Source organism: Alcanivorax sp. P2S70 (assembly GCF_000475295.1).
Lineage (GTDB): Bacteria > Pseudomonadota > Gammaproteobacteria > Pseudomonadales > Alcanivoracaceae > Alcanivorax > Alcanivorax profundi.
Map to the genome: position 1 here is coordinate 190,487 of NZ_AXBZ01000007.1, position 21,574 is coordinate 212,060.

Genomic DNA, 21,574 nt, shown 5'->3' on the forward strand with positions numbered 1-21,574 from the left:
CCCGCAGCAGCAGTGCTAACGTAGCGCCACACGGCTTATGACGGCGTCTACGGAACACTCACGGTGACGTACAAGAAAGACAGAAAAGTACTCAAACGGGTCGATTACGGGGCCGCCAGAAATTCCCTGATGGGAGTGCTGGCGGCCCTTCTGGTTTTTGCCCTGGTCTTTGCCTGGGGGCAGGTATACCAGAGTTTTGAGCTGGAAGCGCTGATCGCGGGCGGTGCGGTACTGGTGGTCACGGCCTATCGACTCTGGCTGCTGGCCCGGTTTGATGCCCTCTACGGGGCAGGTCCTGCCCGCTGGCGCAAGCTGTTTGGCATTGGCCTGGCGTTGCACGCGCTGCTATGGGGGATCATTCCTGCCTGGTTGGCGTGGCGGATTGGTACCGGCTTCAATTTCTTTGCGGTGCTGTTGTACAACGTAGGGGTAACCACGGCACTGGGCAGCTCGTGGATGGCGGGCCTGCGTGTCCGGCAAGCCTATATCGTGCTCATGTTCGTGCCGACGCTGCTCACCCTGTTCGTCTCGGGTAGCCTGCACGACTGGGTGCTGGCGGTGCTGATCGGCAGCTATGCGTTCTATCTCTTCCGTTTGTACCGTGGCCAGTATGAGACCTTCTGGCATGCCATGACCCGTGAGCGTCGCGGGGGGCGCCCCTCAGCGGAGGGGCAGTTACCACAGCGCTCGAACACCGACATTCAGCTCAGTCTCGTCTATCGACTTGCCCACGAGCTGCGCACGCCGATGAATTCCCTGATGGGGATGATGTCGTTGCTGGAAGATACCCGCCTTAACGATGAACAAAAAGACTATCTTCAAGTGGCAGGGCGCAGTGGCAAGCTGCTGCTTTCGCTGATTGATGACGTCCTGGATTACTCGCGAATCCTGACCCGCAGGGTCACCCTCAACCCGGAATTCTTCGATTTCCGCGCGGCTATCGAGCAGGCCCTCGAAGCGTTTGGCCCCATGGCACAGTCCACCGGACTGGAGCTGACCTGTGTGATTGATCGTATGTTGCCCAAACGCATCCGTGGTGATCGCGAGCGATTGATGCAGGTGCTTAACAACCTCTTCAGTAATGCCATCAAATTCAGTGACAAGGGTGAGATTCGCCTGGATGTGGATTTCACTGTGGAAGGGGAAAGTGCCGGTGTGTTGCGGGTGCGAGTGAGCGATCAGGGCACCGGCATGAGCCAGGACACGCTTCGCCACCTTTTTCAGGACCACTTCATCGAAGATGGTCAGGACCTGTATAGCTCAAGCCATACCGGATTCGGCCTGCTGGTCTGCAAGGGGCTGATTGATGCCATGGGGGGCGCTATTGGTGCCGAAAGTGTGCTTGAGGAAGGCTCCACCTTCTGGTTTACCGTTCCCGTGCAGGTACAGCCGGATATGCGTGAGTCGCAAAGCCTGATTCGGGCGCTCAATGGCGCCCAGGGCGTGATTGTGGGTGCCGCCACGGGCACGGTTGCGTGTATGCAGGAAGAGCTTGAGGCCCTGGATTGTCAGTGCTCTTCTGCCATGGGGTACGATCATGCGCTGCAGGCGTTGCGAGCAGGCCACCGGGAGCAGAGTGATTTTGACTTGTTGTTTGTCGACACCTGCTCACGGCCGGAATTGGCCTTGAATCTGTGTCGCAACGTGCTGGAAGACCCCAGCCTGCGGCCGGTAAAACTGGTGTTGCTTGCCACCATCGAAGAGCGTGGGTTGCCGGCCATACAGAAGCTTGTCGACAAGCATGATCTGGTCGTGCTGGTGCGTCCGTTGCATCGCAGCAGCCTGCGCCTGGCTCTGTCCCGGCTGGTGGGGCTGCAGCGTCATCAGCCCGTGCAGGATGCCCGAACCGAAACACCGGAAGAGCGTCAGCGTCGCAAGCGTTTCCGTTTGCTGCTGGTAGAAGATAACGAAGTGAATCAGTTGGTGACCCGGGGCATGCTGAGCAAACTCGGTTACCAGGTGAAAACCGTCAGCAACGGGGAAACCGGACTGGCGTTAATGGAACAGGAACCTTTTGATCTGGTGCTCATGGATTGCATGATGCCGGAGATGGATGGTTTTGAAGTGACGCGGCTGTTGCGCGAGCTTGAAGAGCGCGAAGCCCGTGATCGCACGCCGGTAGTGGCGATCACTGCCAACACGGCAGAAGGGGTACAGGCCCGCTGCCTTGCGGCAGGCATGGATGACTTTTTGGCCAAACCCGTGCACCTGGATGCGCTGGAAACGGTATTGCGACGCTGGCTCCCTGAAGAGCCACTGCGGGATGGGGACGAAGAATGACAAGAAAGGCCCTTCTACTGGGAGCAACAGGACTGGTGGGCAATGCCTGCCTGGAAAGCCTGTTGGCCAGTAATGAATATGATCTGGTGAGAGTGTTATCACGGCGCGAGCTCGATCTTGAACATCCCAAGCTTGACTGCCGCGTTGTCGATCTCGATGACATGGAAGCCTGCGCCGAGCAGTTCCAGGTCGACGACGTTTTCTGCTGTCTGGGCACAACCATGAAGAAGGCCGGCTCCCGGCAAGCTTTCCGCCATGTGGACCATGACTTGGTACTGCTTGCCGGCAAGCTGGCCTTGCGGGCAGGGGTACAGCGTTTTCTGGTGGTGTCGGCGATTAACGCCAATGCGCGGTCCCCGTTTTTCTACTCACGGGTAAAAGGGCAGGTGGAGCGTGGCCTGAAAGAGCTGGGACTGCCCTTGCTGGCGATCTTCCAGCCCTCGCTGCTGCGTGGCGAGCGGAAGGATAAACGCCCGGCAGAAGACTGGGGTAACCTGCTAAACCGGGTTGTTGAGCCCCTGACCCGCTGGACCGATGCCCACTGGCTGCCGGTGGATGGCAGCAAGGTCGCCGACGCGATGGTCGGCATGGCTATCGACGGGCCCGACACGGGGCTCTACACATTGCGCTATCGGGATTTTCTGGTCTATGCCGGAAAGTTCCGCCAGCAACGGGAGGCGAGCCAGTAATTGGCGCGCGATCAAATCTGTTTTAAGGAGTCAGCATGAGTTTTGTGACCTGTGATCTGTGTGATGACAACGCCGACATCGTGTCAGTGGTAACCGGTTTTAACTGGTTCAGTTTTGGCGGGCGTAGTGCATTTGGCGGTGAGATTGTCACCGTGAAATGTTTTGAGGATAACAGTCAGGTCAAAGCGCATCTTGGTACGGATGGCAAAGGTAAAGTGCTGGTCGTCGATGGCGGTGGCAGCCTTCGCAATGCGCTGATTGGCGACATGATTGCCGAGAACGCGGTCAAGAATGGCTGGGAAGGTGTGATTATCTATGGCGCCTGCCGTGATGTGGATGCGCTGGGAACGCTGGATCTCGGGGTGGTAACCCTCGGTTGTGTGCCAATCAAATCGGTTCGCCGTGATGAAGGTCAGCTGAATATCGACATCCACTTTGGCGGTGTCACCTTCCGCCCCGGAGAATACGTTTACGCTGACAATAACGGGATTATCACGGCACCAAAAGCGCTATTGTAATCCGCCCCCGCCGGGGGGAGATGTGTGCTTCGTCCGGCGGTGTTTTCACCCCGGTATCCTGGCAGGGCGAAGCCCAAAGTTCTCCAGTGATTGCATGTCACGCAGGTACAGCATTAGGCCTGCCTCGGCGTGATCCCGGGTGTCAAATGGACCTTCCACCGTGTTTTCGCGAGTTGTGAAGTACCAGTTTGGTCCCTGATTGAAGAAGCGGTCGCTGCGAAACCAGGTTTTACTGGTCGCATCGTCTTTTCGACAGTCCATGACGTTCTCCTTATTCTTGGGTTTTCATCCAAATTAGCACCAGACCAAAATGCGTCTCTACGCCGCCTATCCAAACTATCCCAAAGGCTACTCGCTCTCGTATTTCTCTAAGATTAAAGGATGGGAGGCGCTCTGCTGTCACCGACTGAGCTGGCCGTGAGGGTTTCGGCCTGTCCCGGATCACGATCAGGTATTTGTGTCCTGTTTTTATGTCCTCAATCTGCTATAAAAGCCTGAGGGAAAAAGTCGGTCACGGCCCGACATTGACAAGGAATGCCTATGCTGAAGTCGATTCAAGTGGCGGATTACATGAGCCGTCGAGTGATCACGGTTTCTCCGAAACAAACCGTTCACGAAGCCATCGCCATTCTGCTCGAAAACCGTATTTCGGGCGCTCCGGTCGTTGACGACAAAGGTGCCCTGGTGGGCATGTTTTCGGAATCCGATTGCCTTAAGGGGGCCTTGGAGGCGACCTATCACGGCACGGAGATTGGCCTGGTCAGTGACTACATGACCGTCGACCTGCAAACCGTGACCGGAAAGACCTCTATTCTTGATGCCGCTGAAATTTTTCTGGCAGACCATCGTCGTCGTTTGCCGGTGGTAGAAGATGGCAAGCTGGTTGGCCAGATCAGCCGGCATGACCTGTTGCGCGCCATGGATGATTTTGCCCGCAACGCACATTGATTTTGACCATGGATCTTCGTGATGAAGATCTTTTTATTGACCCAAGGGGGAGCACGATGAACCAACCTTATGCGGCGCCTGGCGCTGATGTTGCCGTTACTGGTAACGAGACGTACCAGCCCAAATTTTTGTCTTTGTCCGGACGTATTGGCCGGATGCGATATTTTGTTTACGGAACGGGTTTGACGTTTTTGTTTTATGGTGTGCTCGGGATTGCCGCAGCCATCATGATTCCTGGATTTGCGTCAGGCGGTGAGGCTGCGGCAGGCGCGGGGGCGATGATTCTTGGTCTGGTTGCCTTTGTGGGCATGATCGCGGTCATGGTATTTGCCTGGGGCTTTATGGTGCGTCGCCTGAACGACATCAACGCCTCCGGATGGTTGAGCCTGCTGATGTTGCTTCCGCTGGTGAATTTTGTGCTGGCGTTGATTCTGCTTTTCAAAAAAGGCAGCGATGGTGGCAATAACTATGGTGCTGCGCCAGTGGATAACAGTGGTGCAGTGAAGGCCTTGTTTGCCGTGCTGCTGGTACTGTTGATTGGCTATTTTGCGGTGGTCATGCCAATGTCTTTTGCCGCTTACAATGACTACTTGCAGCAAGCCCAGTCAGCGCAGTTTGAGTATCCGGATTACTAGGCTTCTGAAAAGCCGCTGGCTGGCCAGGTATAAGTAATCAGTAACAAAAAAGGGGCTCCGAAGAGCCCCTTTTTTGTTGAGCGCCTGTGCCTTACGGCAACAGGTGAGAAACGGCGTCGCGTTCTTCAGCCAGTTCCTGCTCGGTCGCCTGCATGCGGCTGCGGGAGAAGTCGTTGACTTCCAGGCCCTGAACGATAGTCCAGTCGCCATCCTTGCAGGTGCAGGGGTAGGAGTAGATCAGGCCTTCCTGGATACCGTAGGAACCATCGCTGTAGATACCCATGGAAACCCAGTCACCTTCTGCAGTGCCCAGCGCCCAGGAACGCATGTGGTCCACAGCGGCGTTGGCGGCGGAAGCGGCAGAGGACGCGCCACGCGCCTTGATGATGGCGGCGCCACGCTGCTGTACTTCCGGAATGTAGGTGCCTTCGTACCAGTCCTGTTCTACCTGGTCTACCGCTACCTTGCCGTCCACTTCGCAGTGGTGCAGGTCGGGGTACTGGGTAGAGGAGTGGTTGCCCCAGATGGTCATCTTCTTGATGTCGTTGACGGTTTTGCCCAGTTTGGTGGCCAGTTGCGCCATGCCACGGTTGTGGTCCAGACGGGTCATGGCAGTAAACTGACGCGGGTTGATGTCCGGCGCGTTGCGCTGGGCGATCAGGGCGTTGGTGTTAGCCGGGTTGCCGACAACCAGGACCTTGATGTCCTTGCTGGCGTTATCGTTGATGGCTTTACCTTGAGCAGAGAAGATTGCTGCGTTAGCTTCCAGCAGGTCTTTACGCTCCATGCCCGGACCGCGCGGACGAGCACCAACCAGCAGCGCGTAGTCAGCGTCCTTGAACGCCACGTTGGCGTCGTCGGTGCCTTCGATACCGGCAACCAGCGGGAAGGCGCAGTCTTCCAGCTCCATGATGACGCCCTTCAGGGCTTCCAGAGCAGGGGTGATTTCGAGCAGTTGCAGAATGACTGGCTGATCTTTGCCGAGCATGTCGCCAGAGGCGATGCGGAACAGCAGAGAGTAGCTGATTTGGCCAGCGGCGCCGGTGACGGCTACGCGAACAGGTGCTTTCATGAACAATCTCCTAGCTTTAATTCGGGAGAACTTAGTGGCTGAAACCGTAGGAACCTCTGAGCAATGTCGTGTGCATGACATGGGTCAGGGGTCCCGGACGGCGCGCATTATAAAGGAGGCGGCGACTAATCGCACGACCTCACCGGGAGGAATATGACGAACTGGGATGTGATTGTGGTCGGGGCCGGTCAGGCGGGCTGTGCCGCAGCCTGGGATCTGGCCGCTGCGGGCTGGCGGGTGCTGGTGCTGTCCCGTGAGGCTGGCGCCGGAAAGCCCTGTGCCGGGGGGCTGACAGAAAAGACACTGCGGCGGTTGCGCTTTTCCATTACCCCGGTGGTGCGTGAAACCATCGATACACTATACGTGAGCCGCTATCCGGCGGCCGACAAGCCCTTGCAGGCCCCGGGCCGGTTTTGCGTGATGACGGAGCGTGCAGAGTTGGACCGCTATTGTCTGGATCAGGCGAAAGCGCAGGGCGCCAACTTCATCGAGACCCGCGGGCTGGCCTCAATCAGGCAGGATCACGACGGTCTGACGGTGTCCACCCGTGAGGGAGACTGCTATCAGGCCCGCTGGCTGGTGGCCGCGGATGGTGCCAACAGTGTGGTGCGTCGGCTGTTGGGTGAGCGACACTTTCTCGGTGCCATGGCCATTGAAGGGCATGTCCGCCGTGACGATCTGGATGAATACCCGGGTATGACTCTGGATTTCGATGCCATTCGTGGGGGATACGGCTGGCTGTTCCCGAAAGGTGATCACGTCAATGTGGGGCTGTATGTCTGGCAGCACGGGATCGCCGCACCGGATCGTGCGGCGCTGGATAACTATTGCCTGCAACGGCTGGGAACCGCGCCTTACAAGGTCTCCGGTTACCCGCTGGGGACCTGGTTACCCCGGGTGCGCCTGATGCAGGGACGGGTATTGTTTGCTGGCGATGCGGCGGGCTGTACCGAGCCGCTGATGGGAGAGGGCATCTACGGGGCTGTGTTCAGCGGTCAAATGGCTGCAGAGGCGCTGTTGTCAGAGCAGCCGGGCCGGTATCCGCAATTGATGGAGGACTGGCGTGATGAGTTGAAGAAGGTGGAAAGCCTGTCACGGTTGTTTTACCGGCTCTCACCGGTCTCCATACCGCTTTTGCAGCACTGGATTGGTGAGACTCTGGTGGAGGGCTTTTCGAAGGGGCTCACCCTGGGCCAATGCAAACGCCGGTGGCGTGGAGCCGACCTGTAAGGAGCCTTCCTAACCCTGGTCCCGATAATGGACAGGCGTTACCCCAAACCAGCGCTTGAAGGCACGATTGAAAGCACTCTGCTCCGAGTAACCAAGGTCCAGAGCGATCTGGTTCACGGAGCGTTCGCTGTGTAGCAGCCAGTCACAAGCGAGACGCCGACGCTCGTCTTCCAACAGGGAGGAAAAGTCGGTGTTCTCTGCCCGAAGCTGGCGACGCAGTGTCCAGGGCTTGACGCCCAACTGGTCCGCGATGGGTTCCAGCTGGGGTACCCCTTGTTGCAACCGGTTCTGGATTTCCAGTCGGACCTGATCGAGCAGATTTTCCCTGGCGTGGTATTGGGTGACGGCCCGCTGCATGCGTGAGCGCGCGACCTTGTGGACATCCGGGTCGGCGTCCCGAAGTGGCAGGTCGAGCAGTTCGGGGCTTAACACGATGGCATTTTCCGGCTGCTCAAATGCTACCTCACACTGGAAAATGCGCTCGTACTCTTTTTCTGGTCCTTGCGCGGCGTGGTGAAAATGGACCTGCTCGGGATTGTAGCTCTGCCCGAGGATCCAGCGACCAAAAGTGATGGCTGCTGCGAAGTTGGCATCAATACGGGCGGGAAAAGTCGGGAGTGTGGCCATGTCACTGTCCCAAATCAGCCAGAGGTCCTTGCCGCGCCATTCAAAACGCAATTGGGCATATTCCGTGGTGACCTGCATGAAGGGAATCATCAGCTCGATGGCGTCGCCCAGGGTGGCACTGGACATACTGGCATAGCCCAGCTCACCCATGAACCGGGGGCGAATGCCTTCCCCCATGTGAAGCCCGAAAAGCGGATCTTCGCTGCCTGCAAGGGCCAGCCGCAACAGCTGATCTTCCACTGTCATGCTGATGCGTGAATGGGGATTTTCCAGATCGTCGTTACTGATACCCAGATCGACCAGCGCGCCACTGAGGTCGGTGCCGGCACGCAGGGCGGCGTCCAGCAGAAATTCCAGCCAGAAAGGGGCGACGGTGCGATGTTGAAGCAGGGAAGCAGCGCTGGCGGACGACATAGGCTCGCGAATGGTTGTTTTCGAGCCCTGTAGATAACGAGAGGTTGCCGTGCAAGTCAACTGCAGAGCCGATTAAACGGCGGGATATTGTGCAGAATCGGTGATATTGGCGCAGTGGCGCGGGAAAACTTTGTTATGGAAAGGGCATCAACCGGTGGGCCAGTAGAACGCTTAGGGCAAGTCGGCAAGCCTGGAGGGCGGGAGCGGCAAGCCGCTCCCGTACTGCCTGATGACGGTGCTGGCGTCTTACTTCGCTTCCTTTGCCAGCTTGTTCACCTTGCGGGTGAGGGTCGCCATCTTCTTGTTCAGGGCTTCCACTTCGTCACGGGTAGGCAGGCCGAGTGCCTGGGCGACACGGGTACGTACCTGATCCAGCTGGGTCGGTTCCGCTTTGGCGCTTTTCTTGGTGCCGGTTTTAGCCTGGGCTTTCTGACGTTTTTCACCGGTTTTCACCAGGGAGTCGAACAGCTCGGAGCTGCTGGCTTCGGCACGGCTGATGGCACCGCGCATGGCAACATTGATTTTCTCGAAGGCATCTTTGGCCTCGGCACTAACTTGTGCATAACGCTCGTTGATCTGGTTAATAACGGTATTGCTCATGGGGGGATCTCTCCTTAGATAAAGGTACTTGACTCCAGATTGGGTGCCCCCTGTTCAAGGGCGAGCGAAGTGTAAGACAGGTTTATGTCTGCCGGATTAATGTTGTCTAACAATAAAACATCTGATATCAGGCAGAAATGACCTACTCAGGAGTAGGTTTTTTGCTAGTCTGCTCCCTTGCCTGATCAACTGGGCCGAACCACGGCCCAACCGTGCTGTGAGAAGGAGCCATGAGATGCCAGCTATTACCCGACAGGGCCGCTATGAAGGCCTCGCTTCATCCGGGGTGATTGAATACCGTGGGATTCCCTTTGCCCAGGCGCCCGTCGGGGAGCGCCGTTTCAAGGCTCCTCAGCCGCTACCTGCAGGTGACAACACGGTGGTGGCCAACCGTTATCCCACTGCGTCCCTGCAAGTCGATAATCCCATGATGGGTGTCAAGGGATCCGGCGAGGATTGCTTGTATGTGAACATCTGGCAGCCTGACGGCGAGGGGCCGTTCCCGGTCATGGTGTGGTTCCATGGTGGGGGCTATCTGTCAGGCTCCATTTCCCAGCCGCTCTACAACGGTGCGGCGCTGGCCAAAAGTCAGGGCGTGGTGGTGGTGAATGCGGCCTACCGGCTCGGCGCCATGGGCTTTGGCGATTTTGCGGCGGTAGCGCCGGAGCTGGGGGCCGATTCCAATCTGGGATTGCGTGATCAGGTCGCTGCACTGGAATGGGTGCAGGAAAATATTGCGGCCTTTGGCGGAGACCCGGAACAGGTCACGGTGTTCGGCGAATCTGCCGGGGGCTTCAGTGTTTGTACGCTACTGGCGTGCCCGGCAGCGGCTTCCTTGTTTCACGGGGCTATCGTTCAGTCGGGTGCTGCGGATTTCGTGTTGTCTCGCGACGAAGCCCGCAAGGTCACGGATGCGTTTCTGGCTGCCTTGCCCGGGGGCGGTTCTGCCGCAGACAAACTCAGCGCAGCGCAGCCGGAGCAGTGGCTGAAAGCCCAGAATGCCTCCATCAAGATTCTGGTGGATCGGGGCTTACGCACGACAACCCCGCAGTTCGCCATGAATTTTCTGCCGGTGCTGGACGATGACCTGCTGCCAAGCCTGCCCATCGACGCTATCGCGGCGGGAGCGGCCCGAGACAAGCGGCTAATGGCAGGAGTGTGCCTTGAGGAGTATTTGTTCTTCCAGTACGCGGGCCTGTTAGCGGGGACAACCACCCTGGATGCCCTGCGCGAGATCGATAACAGTGAAATCCTGCGGCGTTTCGAGCGTGGCTTGCCCGGTAATGGGCAGCGAGCCTTCGAGTATTACCAGAATGCGGTGACTCCCGACCCGCGCCGCAGCAATCTCGACTGGCTGGCAGCGATGGAGTCCGATCGCTTGTTCCGTGTACCCACGGTTCGGCTTCTGGACGCTCAGTCCCGCCATAATGCCCAATGCTGGGCGTTCCAGTTCACCTGGCCCAGCGAGCCCTTTGGCATGCCGATGGGGGCCTGCCATGTCATGGATATCCCGTTTGTCTTCGGGGTCACGGATACCCCGGCGGGTCTTTATTTTACCGGCGGTGGTGACGAAGCCCGCGCCCTGTCGGACCAGGTCCAGGCGGCCTGGGGCCGGTTTGCTCGTGGCGATGCACCGGGTTGGTCGGCCTGGCAGGGGGAGCGCACTGCTATCCAGTTTGGCCCCGGTGAGTCGCGAGCCCGTCTCTTGGATGCAGAGGCAGAGGCTTTGTGGGCGGATATTATTCCGTCACCGGCTGACCACTGACGTTTTTCCGCTTCCAGGAAAAGGCGTAGAATACGCGCCCCGCGCCGGTGATCCGGGCGGGGCGCTGTTATTTTGCGACGTTGAGTACTGGTCTGAGAGCGGGAGATGTCCATGAGTGTAGCAACATTGATCGAGCGCAAGGTCTTCGATGCCGTGCCTGTGGCACATTTCGAGCTCGAGAATGAAAGCCACAAACACAGCGTGCCGCCTAACTCGGAAACCCACTTCAAACTGGTTCTGGTCAGCGAGTCTTTTACCGGCATGATGCCGGTGCGTCGTCACCAGTTGCTGTACAAGGTGCTTGCAGACGAGCTGGCTGGGCCGGTCCACGCTCTGGCCCTGCACACCTTCACGGTTGAGGAATGGACGGCAAGGGGGGGAGAGGTGACCCAGTCCCCTGATTGCCTGGGTGGCAGCAAGCATGATCCGGAGTTCAAGGCGTGAGTCAGCATAAAGAAGAAAGAGCAGACAGCATTGTCGTGGCGGCGCTCTACAAGTTTGTTCGTCTGGACGATCACCCGCAGCTGCGTGAGCCACTGCTGGCATTGATGCTGGAGCAAGATGTGCGTGGCACGCTGTTGCTGGCCCATGAAGGTATCAACGGCACCATTGCCGGTCCGCGTACCGGAATCAATACGGTGCTGGACTGGCTGCGCAAGGATCCCCGCCTGGAGGATCTGGAGCATAAGGAATCGTTTCATGACGAGCATCCTTTCCTGCGCACCAAGGTGAAACTCAAGAAAGAAATTGTCACCATGGGCGTGGAAGGGATTGACCCTAACCGGGTGGTCGGGACCTACCTGAGCCCTGAAGAGTGGAATGAGGTCATCAGCGATCCGGACACCCTCCTGATCGACACGCGCAATGATTACGAGGTTGAGGTCGGCACCTTCAAAGGGGCAATCAACCCGGAAACCAAAACGTTCCGGGAATTTCCGGATTACGTGAAAAACACCCTGGACCCGCAAAAGCACAAGAAAGTGGCCATGTTCTGCACCGGGGGGATTCGCTGTGAAAAATCCACTGCTTACCTGAAAGAGCAGGGCTTTGAAGAGGTCTATCATCTGAAGGGCGGCATCCTGAAGTATTTGGAGGAGATGCCCCGGGAAGACTCTCTCTGGGAGGGTGACTGTTTCGTGTTTGATGAGCGGGTAACGGTGGACCATGATCTGAACCCGGGAGATTTCGACCAGTGTCACGCCTGCCGCCGGCCCATCAGTGATGCGGACAAGCTGTCCGATCAGTTTCAGTTGGGTGTGTCATGCCCGAAGTGTTTTGACGAATCCACCGCGGAGCAAAAGCGCCGCTTTGCTGAACGCCAGAAACAGATCGAACTTGCCCACCGTCGCGGCCAACAGCACCGGGGCATGAACCCGCGAGACGCGGACACTCCCGGTGGCTCCGGGAACCGCAGCGAGGGACACGACTGATCGCCCGTCAGCGACATGGTACTGGGGGAAATATTCAGGCTAGACTGTTTCCGTTGTGAACTTTCGGTTCCGTTTTATGCGTTACCTTTTGCTGCTCTCCCTGTTTTTACTCCCGCTGATGGCGAACGCGGATAGCGTTCGCGTGGCGGTCGCGGCCAATTTCGCGTCTCCCTTGCGCACATTGGTCGCGCTGTACCAGCGCAGCTATCCCCAGGCAGATATCCAGTTGACGGTGGCGTCCACCGGTAAACTTGCTGCCCAGATTCGTCAGGGGGCGCCCTACGATATCTTTCTTGCCGCCGACGATCGTCGCCCCCTGGAGCTTGCCCGCGAAGGCTGGTTGAAGCCTGAAACGGTACGCACCTATGCCCAGGGTGTGCTGGTAGTGTGGACACCGCGCCCCGGCGTACCGATTACACCGCAATCCCTGCGCCAGGGAAGCCTGCACCCGGTTGCACTGGCCAATGCCAGAACGGCGCCCTACGGTCAGGCGGCGCAAGCGGTGTTGTCAGCCTTGCAGGTGCCGAAATCGGTGACGTTGGTACGCGCTGAGAATGTCGGGCAAAGCTATCACTTCGCCCATAGCGGAGCGGCGGCTGCGGCATTTGTGGCACTCAGTCAGGTTCTGGGGCAGGGCGGCAGCCAATGGCGGGTTCCGACGTCACTGTATCCCCCGATTCTGCAACAGGGCGGGCTGTTGAACGATACGCCTGGCGCGTCGCAGTTCTATGACTTTCTGTTTTCTGCGGCTGCGCAGCAGCAGATTGAGGCCTCTGGCTACCGGGTGATCCATGCTCAGTGATGGTGACTGGTTGGCACTCTGGGTCGGTATCAAGCTGGCCCTGGTAACCACCGCGATCCTCCTGTTGCTGTGTACGCCGCTGGCCTGGTGGCTGGCTCGCCGGCGTGTGCCCGGTGCGGCATTACTGGAGGCCATTTTTGCCTTGCCTCTGGTGTTGCCGCCGTCGGTATTAGGCTTTTACTTGCTGATTGCGCTTGGGCCGCAAGGGCCAGGGGGATGGCTGGCACAGCTGGCCGGCATGCGCTCGCTTGCGTTCAGTTTCCCCGGTCTGGTGATCGGTTCTGTGGTGTATTCGCTTCCCTTTGTGTTGCAACCCCTGAAGAACGCCTTTGTGGCACTGGATCAGCGGCAGCTGGACATGGCGGCGGTCGCCGGGGCGCGGCCACTGGATCGTTTCGTCAGTCTGGTATTGCCTCAAGCCAGACCCGGTTATGCCAGTGCTGCCATGCTGGGCTTTGCGCATACCCTGGGGGAATTCGGGGTGGTGCTGATGATTGGCGGCAGTCTCGCGGGGCAAACCCGGGTGGCGTCCGTCGCGCTTTATGAGCACGTTGAGGCGGGGGATTATGCCAGCGCCCATCGGTTGGCGGCGGTATTGATGGTGATCTCGGTGGTGTTGCTGTGGGCGTTGTTTCGCTGGCAACGCCGGGCCGGCGCCCAGGCCCGAGGCAGAGGGGACTGGCTGTGACACTGGAATTCGACATTCACGGCCGGGTTGGCGACTTTCGGTTACGTGCCAGCGGCGTGTTGCCCGACAGGGGGGTCACCGTCCTGTTTGGTCCTTCTGGTACGGGCAAAAGTTCGTTGTTGCAGATGTTGGCTGGACTGCTGCCCTGCGAGGGGCATGTACGTTTTGATGGCCATTCCTGGCAGAGCCGTCATGCGGCCTTGCCCGTCTGGCAGCGCCCGCTGGGGATGCTGCAACAGCAGCCCGCGCTGTTTTCGCATCTGACCGTGGCAGGCAATCTGGAGTATGTGCGCAAGCGGCGTGGCGGCGGGGTCGATGTACCGGCGATTGTCCGGGAAGTGCGCATTGAGGGTTTGCTCCATCGCCGCGTTCAGGGGCTTTCTGGCGGTGAGGCCCAGCGGGTTGCATTGGCCCGTGCGCTGGTTGGGGATCCCGACTTGCTGTTGCTGGACGAACCCCTGTCAGCGGTGGATTTGCCCCATCGGGAGTCCCTGCTGCAACGAATCGCGATGATTGCCCGCCGCATCCCCGTTCTCTATGTCACCCACAGCCTCGATGAGCTGTTATATCTGGCGGACCAGGTCTGGCTGATGGACAACGGTCTGCTGCAAGATCAGGGGCCCGTGCACAAGGCACTGGCGAGCCTGGATGGCCCTCTGGCCACACGAAGTGACGCCTGTGCACTGCTCAATGGGGTGATGGGTGGATTTGATGAGGAGGATCATTTGCAGGCGGTGAAAACCGGCCAGCATGTGTTCTGGTTGCCTGCCGCCCAGTCTCGTGCAACGGGAGAACCGGTTCGCCTGCGCATCGCAGCACGGGACGTGAGCCTGACCCGCTCTGTGCCGGAGGGTTCCAGTATTCTGAATATCTTGCCGGTCACCGTTGTCGCGGTGACCCCCTGCGGGCCGGGTCAGCATGTGGTGCGTTTGCAACTGGATGAACACATTGTACTGGCGAGAATTTCATCGCGTTCATTACGGGAGCTGGCGATCCAGCCCGGCCAGCGCCTGTATGCCCAAATCAAGGCAGTGGCACTGGCGTAAGCGGTGACGCTAGTGGATCACTCAGCAGCATGAGGGTGCTGGCACCCCGCCTGATGCCGCCAGTCCTCGGCCAGCCCAAAGCGCAACTCGCCAGTGGTAATGGTGCTGGTGCCGGAAAAGAAGAACATGATCACCGTGATCAGTTGCAGGCTCAGTATGACTCCCGGCGTCCACAGCCCGGCAAACCCGGCTGCCAGACTGGGGGCAAGATCCGCATGGGCTGGCAGCACTATGCTGATGATCACGCCATAGAGTGCGGCCAGCATGGCCATACATTGGTAGGCCGAAAACAGTTTGCTGCCACCGCGATAATCGGCCCGCAAGGTCTCGGAGTACACCCGCCACAATTGGCTGCCGACCAGCGACAGGGCAAACGCCAGTGCAAACAGCCCATGGAAGAACAGTGACATGCAAATCAGGGCGAGGCTGGTGTAGACCACGCAGGTGACCGCCTGAATCGGGATAACGGGCACCGCTTCCATCTCACCTGCGAAGGCAATTTTCTTGGTCTTGCCGATAAACACATGGTTGAGGGTGGCAAACATCCGTTGTGCCCAGCGGGGAGCTTTGCCGAGTGCCTGACCATAGCAGCAGCCAAAGCTGATACAGGCAAGACGGCCGATACCTTCCCCGACCACATAGGCAATGGACATGGCTGCCAGCATGGGCAGGGCAGGTAATGGGGTTTCCCACCAGCGTTGGCTAAGGGTGTCAGCCAGCCACAGGAACAACGGAGCAATCAATATACCTACAAAGCTGGCTCCGCCCACGGTGAAGCCGTGGCGGTTCTTTTCAACGATGGTGGCAATGATCTTGGCCGCGGGCAGACAGATCACCAATACACCGGCAGTCAGGGCCAGCGCGGTCAGTAGCGACACCCCAGCGGCGGAGGTGAGCAGGATAAAACAGGCGACGCCACACCCTCCCGCCAGTCCGGTGAAGAGTCCATAGAAGGTCAGGTTTAACCCCTGCCAGGCACCGTCATGGCGTTTCTTGAGGGGAAGAGAGGCCACAAATTGCCAGCGCTCCTCCGGCAAGTGCCGAAACAGGAAACGAAAAGCCAGGGCAAGAAACAGGGCAACACCGAGCAGGAATCCGTCTGCAGCTGTCATCGTCAGTCTCCATCACGATTTCTGCACAGCGTGAGGGCCTGGCGGTGCAGGGCCGTGACAATGAGGTGACGTTTGGATGAAACCCCAGACACAAGGGACAAGGGGCTATCGAGGGACCCCTTAGTCGCGGTTGCGAAGAAAGCTTTCTGCAGCCTGCACGATCAGTTCGGTCACTGAGCGATCTTCCATCAGGGCCTGCATCTTGAGGCGCTTGTGCAAGTCGGCAGGGATATCAGCAGTAAGGCGACGGTAACCTTCGCGTACTGCACCCTGTCGGGAACGGGCTGAGGGCTTACGGTTTTGGGCGGAAGCGCTAGAGGGAGTGGCAGCACGGCGTTTACGCGGGCGTTGCTGTTCTTCAATACTGACGAAATCAATCTGTTCCATGGGCTGTGCCGGCACCGGTAAAAACAGCGCGAAGGGTACTGGAAAGCCCCTGAAATAGACAGGATTGACAGCAGATTTTATAGTGCAAAATCATGATTAAAAAAACGGAGTTGGCACTCAGCGACTGAATAAGCAGGGACGGCGCCAATTTCACCATTTGGGTTGGGGAGAACATGGAAAAAGTTGACGTGCTGGTCATCGGCAGTGGTTTCGGTGGCGCAGTAATGGCTTGCCGTATGGCAGAGAAGGGAAGCAAGGTTCTGGTACTGGAAAGAGGCCGTCGCTGGCTGGCGTCGGAATATCCGTCGGTTACTCAGCGCGATTGGTTCTGGGACGAAGACGAACCGGAAAAACAGAATGGCTGGATCGACTTCCGTTATTTTGGTGACATGAGTGTAGCCATGGGCGCCGGTGTGGGAGGTGGCTCACTGATCTATGCCAACGTCAGTATCGAGGCAAAGCCGCAAGCATTCGATCACGGCTGGCCGGAAGCCATTGACTACGCGACCCTGAAGCCGCACTACGACACTACCGGGGTGATGCTCAACGTACAGACCCTGCCTGAAAACCAGTGGACGCCGCGCACGCATTTGATGAAAGAGGCCGCTGAGGCAACCGGGGCCGGTGAACGGTTTATGGTTGTGCCCCAGGCGATCACCTTTAATCCAGACTGGTCCAGTGATCTTGATGATGCCTATGATGCGCGGCACAGCAAGCAGTGGACCAATGATCAGGGCAAACAGCAGGGGACCTGCACCCATTGCGGTAACTGCGATCTGGGCTGCCCGGTGCAGGCCAAGAACACCCTGGATCTGAATTATCTGGCAGCGGCTGAGAGTGCCGGAGCCGAGATTCGCCCGCTTCATCATGTGCGGACGATTCGCCCGTTGACTGGCGGCAGTTATGAAGTCCGCGCGCGAGATCTGGATGGGCAGTGCTGGCGTGTGTTCCGGGCAGAAAAAGTCATCGTGGCAGCCGGGTCTGTGGGATCGACGGAATTGCTGTTGCGCAACCGGGATCAGTACAAGACCCTGCCAAAACTCAGCCGGGCATTGGGGCATCAATGGTCTTGCAATGGTGACTTCGCCACCGCAGCAACCTACAAGGGCCGGTCGATTTCTCCGACCCGGGGACCGACAATCTCTTCAGCCATTGATTATCTCGATGGCAGTGACGGTGGGGCCCGGTATTTTGTCGAAGACGGCGGCATCCCTGATGTGATGGGCAGCATGCTGGACCGACTGGGCAAGGACCCGCGTTTCCGTGGAACCCGGCTTGGTAAGGCCATGCTGAAATACGGGCAAAGCAGTGACCCGTTTTCGGAAATGATGCCCTGGTTCGGGCAAGCTATGGATGATCCGGGCGGCCGCTTTTATCTTGGCCGTCGCTGGTACTGGCCCTGGAAACGAAACCATTTGAAACTCAACTGGGATTACCGCAAGGCAGAAAAGGCCGTCAATGGTTTGTCCGAGCGTCATCTCGCGCTGACTGCTGCCACAGGTGGGGATCCGTCAACCCCCCCCAATTGGACCCTGTTCAAGGATCTGATCACTCCGCACCCGCTGGGCGGCTGCAATATGGCCGATAGTGTTGATGCCGGGGTGGTGAATCATCGCGGGGAGGTGTTCAATTATCCCAATCTGTTTGTGATCGACGGCGCCATGGTACCGCGGGCTCTGGGGTTGAACCCGTCTCGAACCATTGCGGCACTGGCGGAATACGCTGCCAGTGAGATGCACTAGGGAGCCTCAGAATCACTCCTCGCGAACTCAGTCTTTCAGGCGGGTTCAAGGTAAAGAGGGGCGCGGTTTTGAAGGTGTATGTCCATCCGTCGGCTATTCACCTTCGAAGGAAGCGTAATAACGAGTGCGGACCAGCCTGAAAGACCGGCGTGACCTGGAGTTATTCAGAGGCTCCCTAATTTAGAAGAAGGATTTGGTTATGAGCGATGCCCGTTTCAACGTGGTGTTTTCCGGCCAACTGGTTCGTGGTGCGGACCCGGCCACAGTGAAAGCCAATCTTGGCCGGGTATTCAAGATGGATGCCGCCCGGGTTGAAAAGCTGTTTTCAGGCCAGTCCGTGGTGTTGAAGAAAGAGGCGGATCAGGCCACCGCCATGAAATTTCGGGCGGTGCTGAAGCAGGCCGGGGCGGAGTGCGAACTTAAGCCTTCAGCCCCTCCGGCGGCGCCGACATCACCGACACCGGTCAAGCAGGCAGGGACCGGCCCGGCGGAGGCAAAGGTATCCGGTGGTACCGCTTCTGATGCCGACCAAGAGAGTGGCGACCTGGAAACCGTAGGCACAATCCGCACTGGCGGGACAGGGTTCTCTGGATCTTTTACGGTGGCAGATGTGGGAGCTGACATGGACAACAGTGAGCATCAGCCGCCACCGGATGCACCGGATGTGAGTCACTTGAGTATGGCGGCTGCTGGTGAAGACCTTGGCCAGAAAAAAGAGCAGAAAACAGAAGTTAATCCGGATATCAGCCATCTTTCCCTGAAAGACGACTAGTCCGCGAGCCCCTGTCGCTGAGTGGGTATGCCGCATGGCCCTCGTTCAAGGATTGTTTGCGACTGATTGAAACCCTTCGTGGCTATCGGATGTGGCTCCGAGCTGTTCCAGCAACTCGCGGCGACTTTGTAGTGCGGAATAGACCGGGCTGCTTTGCGGCACACTGATCATCAACTGCGCGAGGAGTTGTCGGGCGCCAGCGATATCTCGCTGGCGGATCAACTGGCTCAGCCGGGCAAAGGCATTACTATCGGTTTCCAGTGCGTCCAGTTGCTCTAGCTGGTCCGGATTCAGGGTGCGCTCGCGTGCCAGTTTGATCGCTCGACGGGCGCCACTGCTATCTCCCAGCTCCAGTAACTCCTTGATGGCGGCATAGTTTTCCTGAAGGTCTACCGGTGAGTTGTGCGGGGGGGCTGGTGTGGAGGGGACCGGGGTATTGGTTTCTTCCGGCTGCATTGCCGGCTGGGCTTCGATGAAGCCAGAGGAGATGTCTGCCTCAACCAATGTCAGAGTCCATTGACCAAGCGTACAGCCTGATGCCGTGGTGACATCAACTTGCCATTGTCCCCCGGGTTCCAGAGCAAGGTTGGCAAAACTTTTGGAAGACCAGGTGCGCCAGAAATCAGAACCTACCTCCAGACTTACATCAGCCACCCTCGTGTTGTTATAGCTCCAGCGATGATGCAACTCAGTTCCTTCCCCGTTGGTTACAGCGGTATAAAAAAACAGTTCGCTGAGGTTAACAGGAGCCTCAGTGAGTTCGCTGAGGGGCACGCGGTTTTGGACTGCTGACGTGAAAGCTGCCACGGTCAGGGTTGGGCATAGGATATCGCTCTCGGCTGGTGCTTCGGCCATCCCGGGTGTTGGTAACAGGCCTATGGCCAGTGCTGTCAGATAAGGTGCCCTCAGATAACCCACCGCATTTCCCCTGGTTGACACTGGCGCCCTTGGGGGCACCAGTGCATATCAGTTCATGTTTGTGTAAGGGTAGAGGCTTGGTGATAACAGGGCGTGGAACCAGGTCACGCAGGTAAGGCTTTGGAGAGGAAAAAGGCGCCGTTAATCGGAATCGTCACTATCGGGGCCATGGAAGACCAGGAACAATTCTTCCAGCAGGTCAGGGATGCTCAGAGCCATTTGCCGGACCAATTGTGTGTTATTCCAGATGTCATCGAGCGCTTCATCTTCATCCAGACCAGAAATCAAGACAAAGGGCAGCAGCATTTCAGCCATGGTGGATTCGTCGTCCTGATACCAGGTGTCTTCGTCGGCGAAAACGCCTGTCATGAAGCCAGCGCACCAGCTAGCCAGGTCCTGACCATCTTCTTCCTGGTAAGGATCGAGCAGGCATGGAAGGTTGATTGGTTCGCCACTGGTAAGCTGTGATTCGAGTCGCTGGCACAAATCGTTAAGCGCGGCTTTGACATTCTCTGGGACGTCCAATTCCAGCAGCTCACTGTAATTGATGTCGTCGATGGCAGGCCCAACGGCAAGAGCGCACAGCAGGCCATGCAGTTCTGTCCAGGTAGGGGCGTCTTCGCCAAGACTCTGGAAATGTTTGCGAACGGTGTTTTTGAGGCTGGGATTGGTTATGTCTGACATGGGCCCTCCAAGGTCAGCAAGGATAGCGGTACTGGCGCGAGCAGGAAACCGCAAATCGGCAGCTTATTCCCCGGTCAGATGAATTCGGTTACGACCAGCGGCTTTGGCTTCATAAAGCGCTGTATCGGCACGATGGGTGAATGACTCGGCGGATTCCCCTTTTTGGTAGGCCGCAAGTCCTGCAGAAAAGGAGGTTTGCATGGCACCAGAAAAACCGAAATCCTGGGAGGCAAAGGCGTCACGAAGGCGCTCCATCGCAGCCATGCAGGCTTGCTTGGACGCATGAGGGAACAGCACAACAAATTCCTCTCCCCCGTAGCGGGCCAACAAGTCCGAGCGTCGCAGTCCCTGGCTGGCCAAATTGCTGAAGCGGCACAGCACTTCGTCCCCGGCTGCATGGCCGTATTGATCGTTAACCTGCTTGAAGTGATCCAGGTCGATAATGGCAAGGTGCAAGGCGCTGCCATTGCGTTCGGCAAGGGACATCTCTTCGTCTAGCCTTTCAAGGAAATGTCGTCGGTTGTACAGACCGGTGAGTTCGTCACGTATGGCGATTGCTGAAAGCCGCTCGTGGGCTTCTCGAAGGCTTTCTCGTTGGTCCCGAACCCGGGTCTGGAGGTTATGAATATAACCTCCAACATAGATAAACCAGCACAAACCCAGTGCCAGAATTATCCAGTGACCGATCAGGTAGGAAAACACCACAGAATGCGGAGAAGTGGATAATTCGAAGACTTGGAGCCCGGTGAAGCAGGTGAGGGTGAAAAGGGCCATCAGCATCAGGCCGCGGCGATCCAGCGCGAAGACGCCGAAGGTCATGACCATGAAATAGATACTGAGCATGGCGCCACGCAGTTCACGCGAGAAATACAGGATGGCGGTGGTGGCCAGGATGCCGGTGGCCATCTGCAGAAAGGTCAGGCTGGGGTCCTTCAGCCGTTCACTGCAGCCGCTGCGGATCATGAGGTAGAAAAGAACGTTGATCCCGTAGAGCCAGCCAAAGATCAACGCATGCGGGGTGCCTGGCTCAAAAGCACTCAGCTGAACACCAAGAAAAGTGCCCACCCAAAGTAGCAGGTAGGAGTAGAGCGCCATAAACTGGCGGCGCAGCCGGATGGCCCGCTCCGGCGGATTACTGGGGATCAGGATAAACACGAAGCCACAAAATCCTTGTGAAGAGTGTTGTTTTATTTTTCGACAACTTTACCGTTTTTA

At 58.0% G+C, this 21,574-nt stretch carries 23 protein-coding genes; 14 read left to right on the forward strand and 9 right to left on the reverse strand.

From position 1 onward, the window contains the following. The first annotated feature begins 63 nt into the window (after window positions 1-63). Genes Q672_RS20700 through rraA form a run of 3 tightly spaced genes read left to right on the forward strand, consistent with a single transcriptional unit; the run spans window position 64 to window position 3,487 of the window. The gene (locus Q672_RS20700; RefSeq protein ID WP_022984332.1) at window positions 64-2,280 is read left to right on the forward strand and encodes a response regulator; all 2,217 of its coding nucleotides are present in this window, start codon (window positions 64-66) and stop codon (window positions 2,278-2,280) included. Next, the gene (locus Q672_RS20705; RefSeq protein ID WP_035481704.1) at window positions 2,277-2,969 is read left to right on the forward strand and encodes an NAD(P)H-binding protein; all 693 of its coding nucleotides are present in this window, start codon (window positions 2,277-2,279) and stop codon (window positions 2,967-2,969) included. Before Q672_RS20700 ends, Q672_RS20705 begins: the two co-directional genes overlap by 4 nt. Before the next feature lie 35 nt (window positions 2,970-3,004). After that, entirely contained in the window at window positions 3,005-3,487 is a 483-nt protein-coding gene (gene rraA, locus Q672_RS20710; protein WP_022984334.1) for a ribonuclease E activity regulator RraA, read from the forward strand. A 45-nt stretch (window positions 3,488-3,532) separates the two neighbouring features. On the opposite strand, the gene Q672_RS20715 is transcribed toward rraA, so the two are convergent. Beyond that, the gene (locus tag Q672_RS20715; RefSeq protein WP_022984335.1) at window positions 3,533-3,748 is read right to left on the reverse strand and encodes a DUF6316 family protein; all 216 of its coding nucleotides are present in this window, start codon (window positions 3,746-3,748) and stop codon (window positions 3,533-3,535) included. Between the two features lie 279 nt (window positions 3,749-4,027). Here Q672_RS20715 and Q672_RS20720 point away from each other — a divergent pair, with 279 nt between their 5' ends. Together Q672_RS20720 and Q672_RS20725 are read left to right on the forward strand one after the other, a co-directional pair. Next, entirely contained in the window at window positions 4,028-4,435 is a 408-nt protein-coding gene (locus tag Q672_RS20720; RefSeq protein ID WP_022984336.1) for a CBS domain-containing protein, read from the forward strand. Then, window positions 4,432-5,070 (forward strand): DUF805 domain-containing protein, encoded by a 639-nt coding sequence (locus Q672_RS20725; RefSeq protein ID WP_233552395.1) that lies wholly within the window; start codon window positions 4,432-4,434, stop codon window positions 5,068-5,070. The genes Q672_RS20720 and Q672_RS20725 overlap by 4 nt, the downstream gene beginning before the upstream one ends. 91 nt (window positions 5,071-5,161) lie before the next feature. Here the strand turns inward: Q672_RS20725 and Q672_RS20730 are convergent, their stop codons facing one another. Next, window positions 5,162-6,142, reverse strand: a complete 981-nt coding sequence (locus tag Q672_RS20730; protein WP_022984338.1) for a malate dehydrogenase — start codon at window positions 6,140-6,142, stop codon at window positions 5,162-5,164. 153 nt (window positions 6,143-6,295) lie between these two features. On the opposite strand from Q672_RS20730, the gene Q672_RS20735 reads away from it, so the two are divergent. Beyond that, entirely contained in the window at window positions 6,296-7,372 is a 1,077-nt protein-coding gene (locus tag Q672_RS20735) for an NAD(P)/FAD-dependent oxidoreductase (protein WP_022984339.1), read from the forward strand. Between the two features lie 9 nt (window positions 7,373-7,381). On the opposite strand, the gene Q672_RS20740 is transcribed toward Q672_RS20735, so the two are convergent. Both Q672_RS20740 and Q672_RS20745 read right to left on the reverse strand, forming a co-directional pair. After that, entirely contained in the window at window positions 7,382-8,413 is a 1,032-nt protein-coding gene (locus tag Q672_RS20740) for an AraC family transcriptional regulator (protein ID WP_022984340.1), read from the reverse strand. A gap of 246 nt (window positions 8,414-8,659) precedes the next feature. Continuing rightward, window positions 8,660-9,013: a hypothetical protein gene (locus Q672_RS20745; protein WP_022984341.1), complete on the reverse strand. Its 354-nt coding sequence runs from the start codon at window positions 9,011-9,013 to the stop codon at window positions 8,660-8,662. A 235-nt stretch (window positions 9,014-9,248) separates the two neighbouring features. On the opposite strand from Q672_RS20745, the gene Q672_RS20750 reads away from it, so the two are divergent. The 6 genes from Q672_RS20750 (at window position 9,249) to modC (ending at window position 14,744) form a co-directional block, all read left to right on the forward strand. Continuing rightward, window positions 9,249-10,778, forward strand: a complete 1,530-nt coding sequence (locus tag Q672_RS20750) for a carboxylesterase/lipase family protein (RefSeq protein ID WP_022984342.1) — start codon at window positions 9,249-9,251, stop codon at window positions 10,776-10,778. Window positions 10,779-10,889: 111 nt separating this feature from the next. Beyond that, window positions 10,890-11,222, forward strand: a complete 333-nt coding sequence (locus tag Q672_RS20755) for a BolA family protein (protein WP_022984343.1) — start codon at window positions 10,890-10,892, stop codon at window positions 11,220-11,222. After that, complete coding sequence (trhO, locus tag Q672_RS20760; protein WP_022984344.1) at window positions 11,219-12,208, forward strand: oxygen-dependent tRNA uridine(34) hydroxylase TrhO; 990 nt, start codon at window positions 11,219-11,221, stop codon at window positions 12,206-12,208. Before Q672_RS20755 ends, trhO begins: the two co-directional genes overlap by 4 nt. A 76-nt stretch (window positions 12,209-12,284) precedes the next feature. Further along, complete coding sequence (gene modA, locus Q672_RS20765; protein WP_031226005.1) at window positions 12,285-13,010, forward strand: molybdate ABC transporter substrate-binding protein; 726 nt, start codon at window positions 12,285-12,287, stop codon at window positions 13,008-13,010. Continuing rightward, complete coding sequence (modB, locus tag Q672_RS20770; protein WP_022984346.1) at window positions 13,000-13,698, forward strand: molybdate ABC transporter permease subunit; 699 nt, start codon at window positions 13,000-13,002, stop codon at window positions 13,696-13,698. Before modA ends, modB begins: the two co-directional genes overlap by 11 nt. After that, window positions 13,695-14,744: a molybdenum ABC transporter ATP-binding protein gene (gene modC / locus Q672_RS20775; RefSeq protein ID WP_022984347.1), complete on the forward strand. Its 1,050-nt coding sequence runs from the start codon at window positions 13,695-13,697 to the stop codon at window positions 14,742-14,744. The genes modB and modC overlap by 4 nt, the downstream gene beginning before the upstream one ends. 17 nt (window positions 14,745-14,761) lie before the next feature. Here the strand turns inward: modC and Q672_RS20780 are convergent, their stop codons facing one another. After that, entirely contained in the window at window positions 14,762-15,856 is a 1,095-nt protein-coding gene (locus Q672_RS20780) for a prolipoprotein diacylglyceryl transferase family protein (protein WP_022984348.1), read from the reverse strand. Window positions 15,857-15,976: 120 nt separating this feature from the next. Beyond that, window positions 15,977-16,243: a hypothetical protein gene (locus Q672_RS20785; RefSeq protein ID WP_022984349.1), complete on the reverse strand. Its 267-nt coding sequence runs from the start codon at window positions 16,241-16,243 to the stop codon at window positions 15,977-15,979. 173 nt (window positions 16,244-16,416) lie between these two features. Here Q672_RS20785 and Q672_RS20790 point away from each other — a divergent pair, with 173 nt between their 5' ends. Continuing rightward, window positions 16,417-17,985: a GMC oxidoreductase gene (locus Q672_RS20790; protein ID WP_022984350.1), complete on the forward strand. Its 1,569-nt coding sequence runs from the start codon at window positions 16,417-16,419 to the stop codon at window positions 17,983-17,985. 199 nt (window positions 17,986-18,184) lie between these two features. Further along, window positions 18,185-18,757: a hypothetical protein gene (locus Q672_RS20795; RefSeq protein WP_022984351.1), complete on the forward strand. Its 573-nt coding sequence runs from the start codon at window positions 18,185-18,187 to the stop codon at window positions 18,755-18,757. A gap of 45 nt (window positions 18,758-18,802) precedes the next feature. On the opposite strand, the gene Q672_RS20800 is transcribed toward Q672_RS20795, so the two are convergent. The 3 genes from Q672_RS20800 to Q672_RS20810 form a co-directional block, all read right to left on the reverse strand. Then, entirely contained in the window at window positions 18,803-19,444 is a 642-nt protein-coding gene (locus Q672_RS20800; RefSeq protein ID WP_160169800.1) for a DUF2914 domain-containing protein, read from the reverse strand. A 372-nt stretch (window positions 19,445-19,816) separates the two neighbouring features. Then, window positions 19,817-20,359, reverse strand: coding sequence for a YecA/YgfB family protein (locus tag Q672_RS20805; protein WP_022984353.1), 543 nt, complete (start codon window positions 20,357-20,359; stop codon window positions 19,817-19,819). A gap of 63 nt (window positions 20,360-20,422) precedes the next feature. Continuing rightward, a complete protein-coding gene (locus Q672_RS20810; protein ID WP_022984354.1) occupies window positions 20,423-21,514 on the reverse strand; it encodes a GGDEF domain-containing protein in 1,092 nt (363 codons plus the stop codon). Window positions 21,515-21,574: the final 60 nt, after the last annotated feature.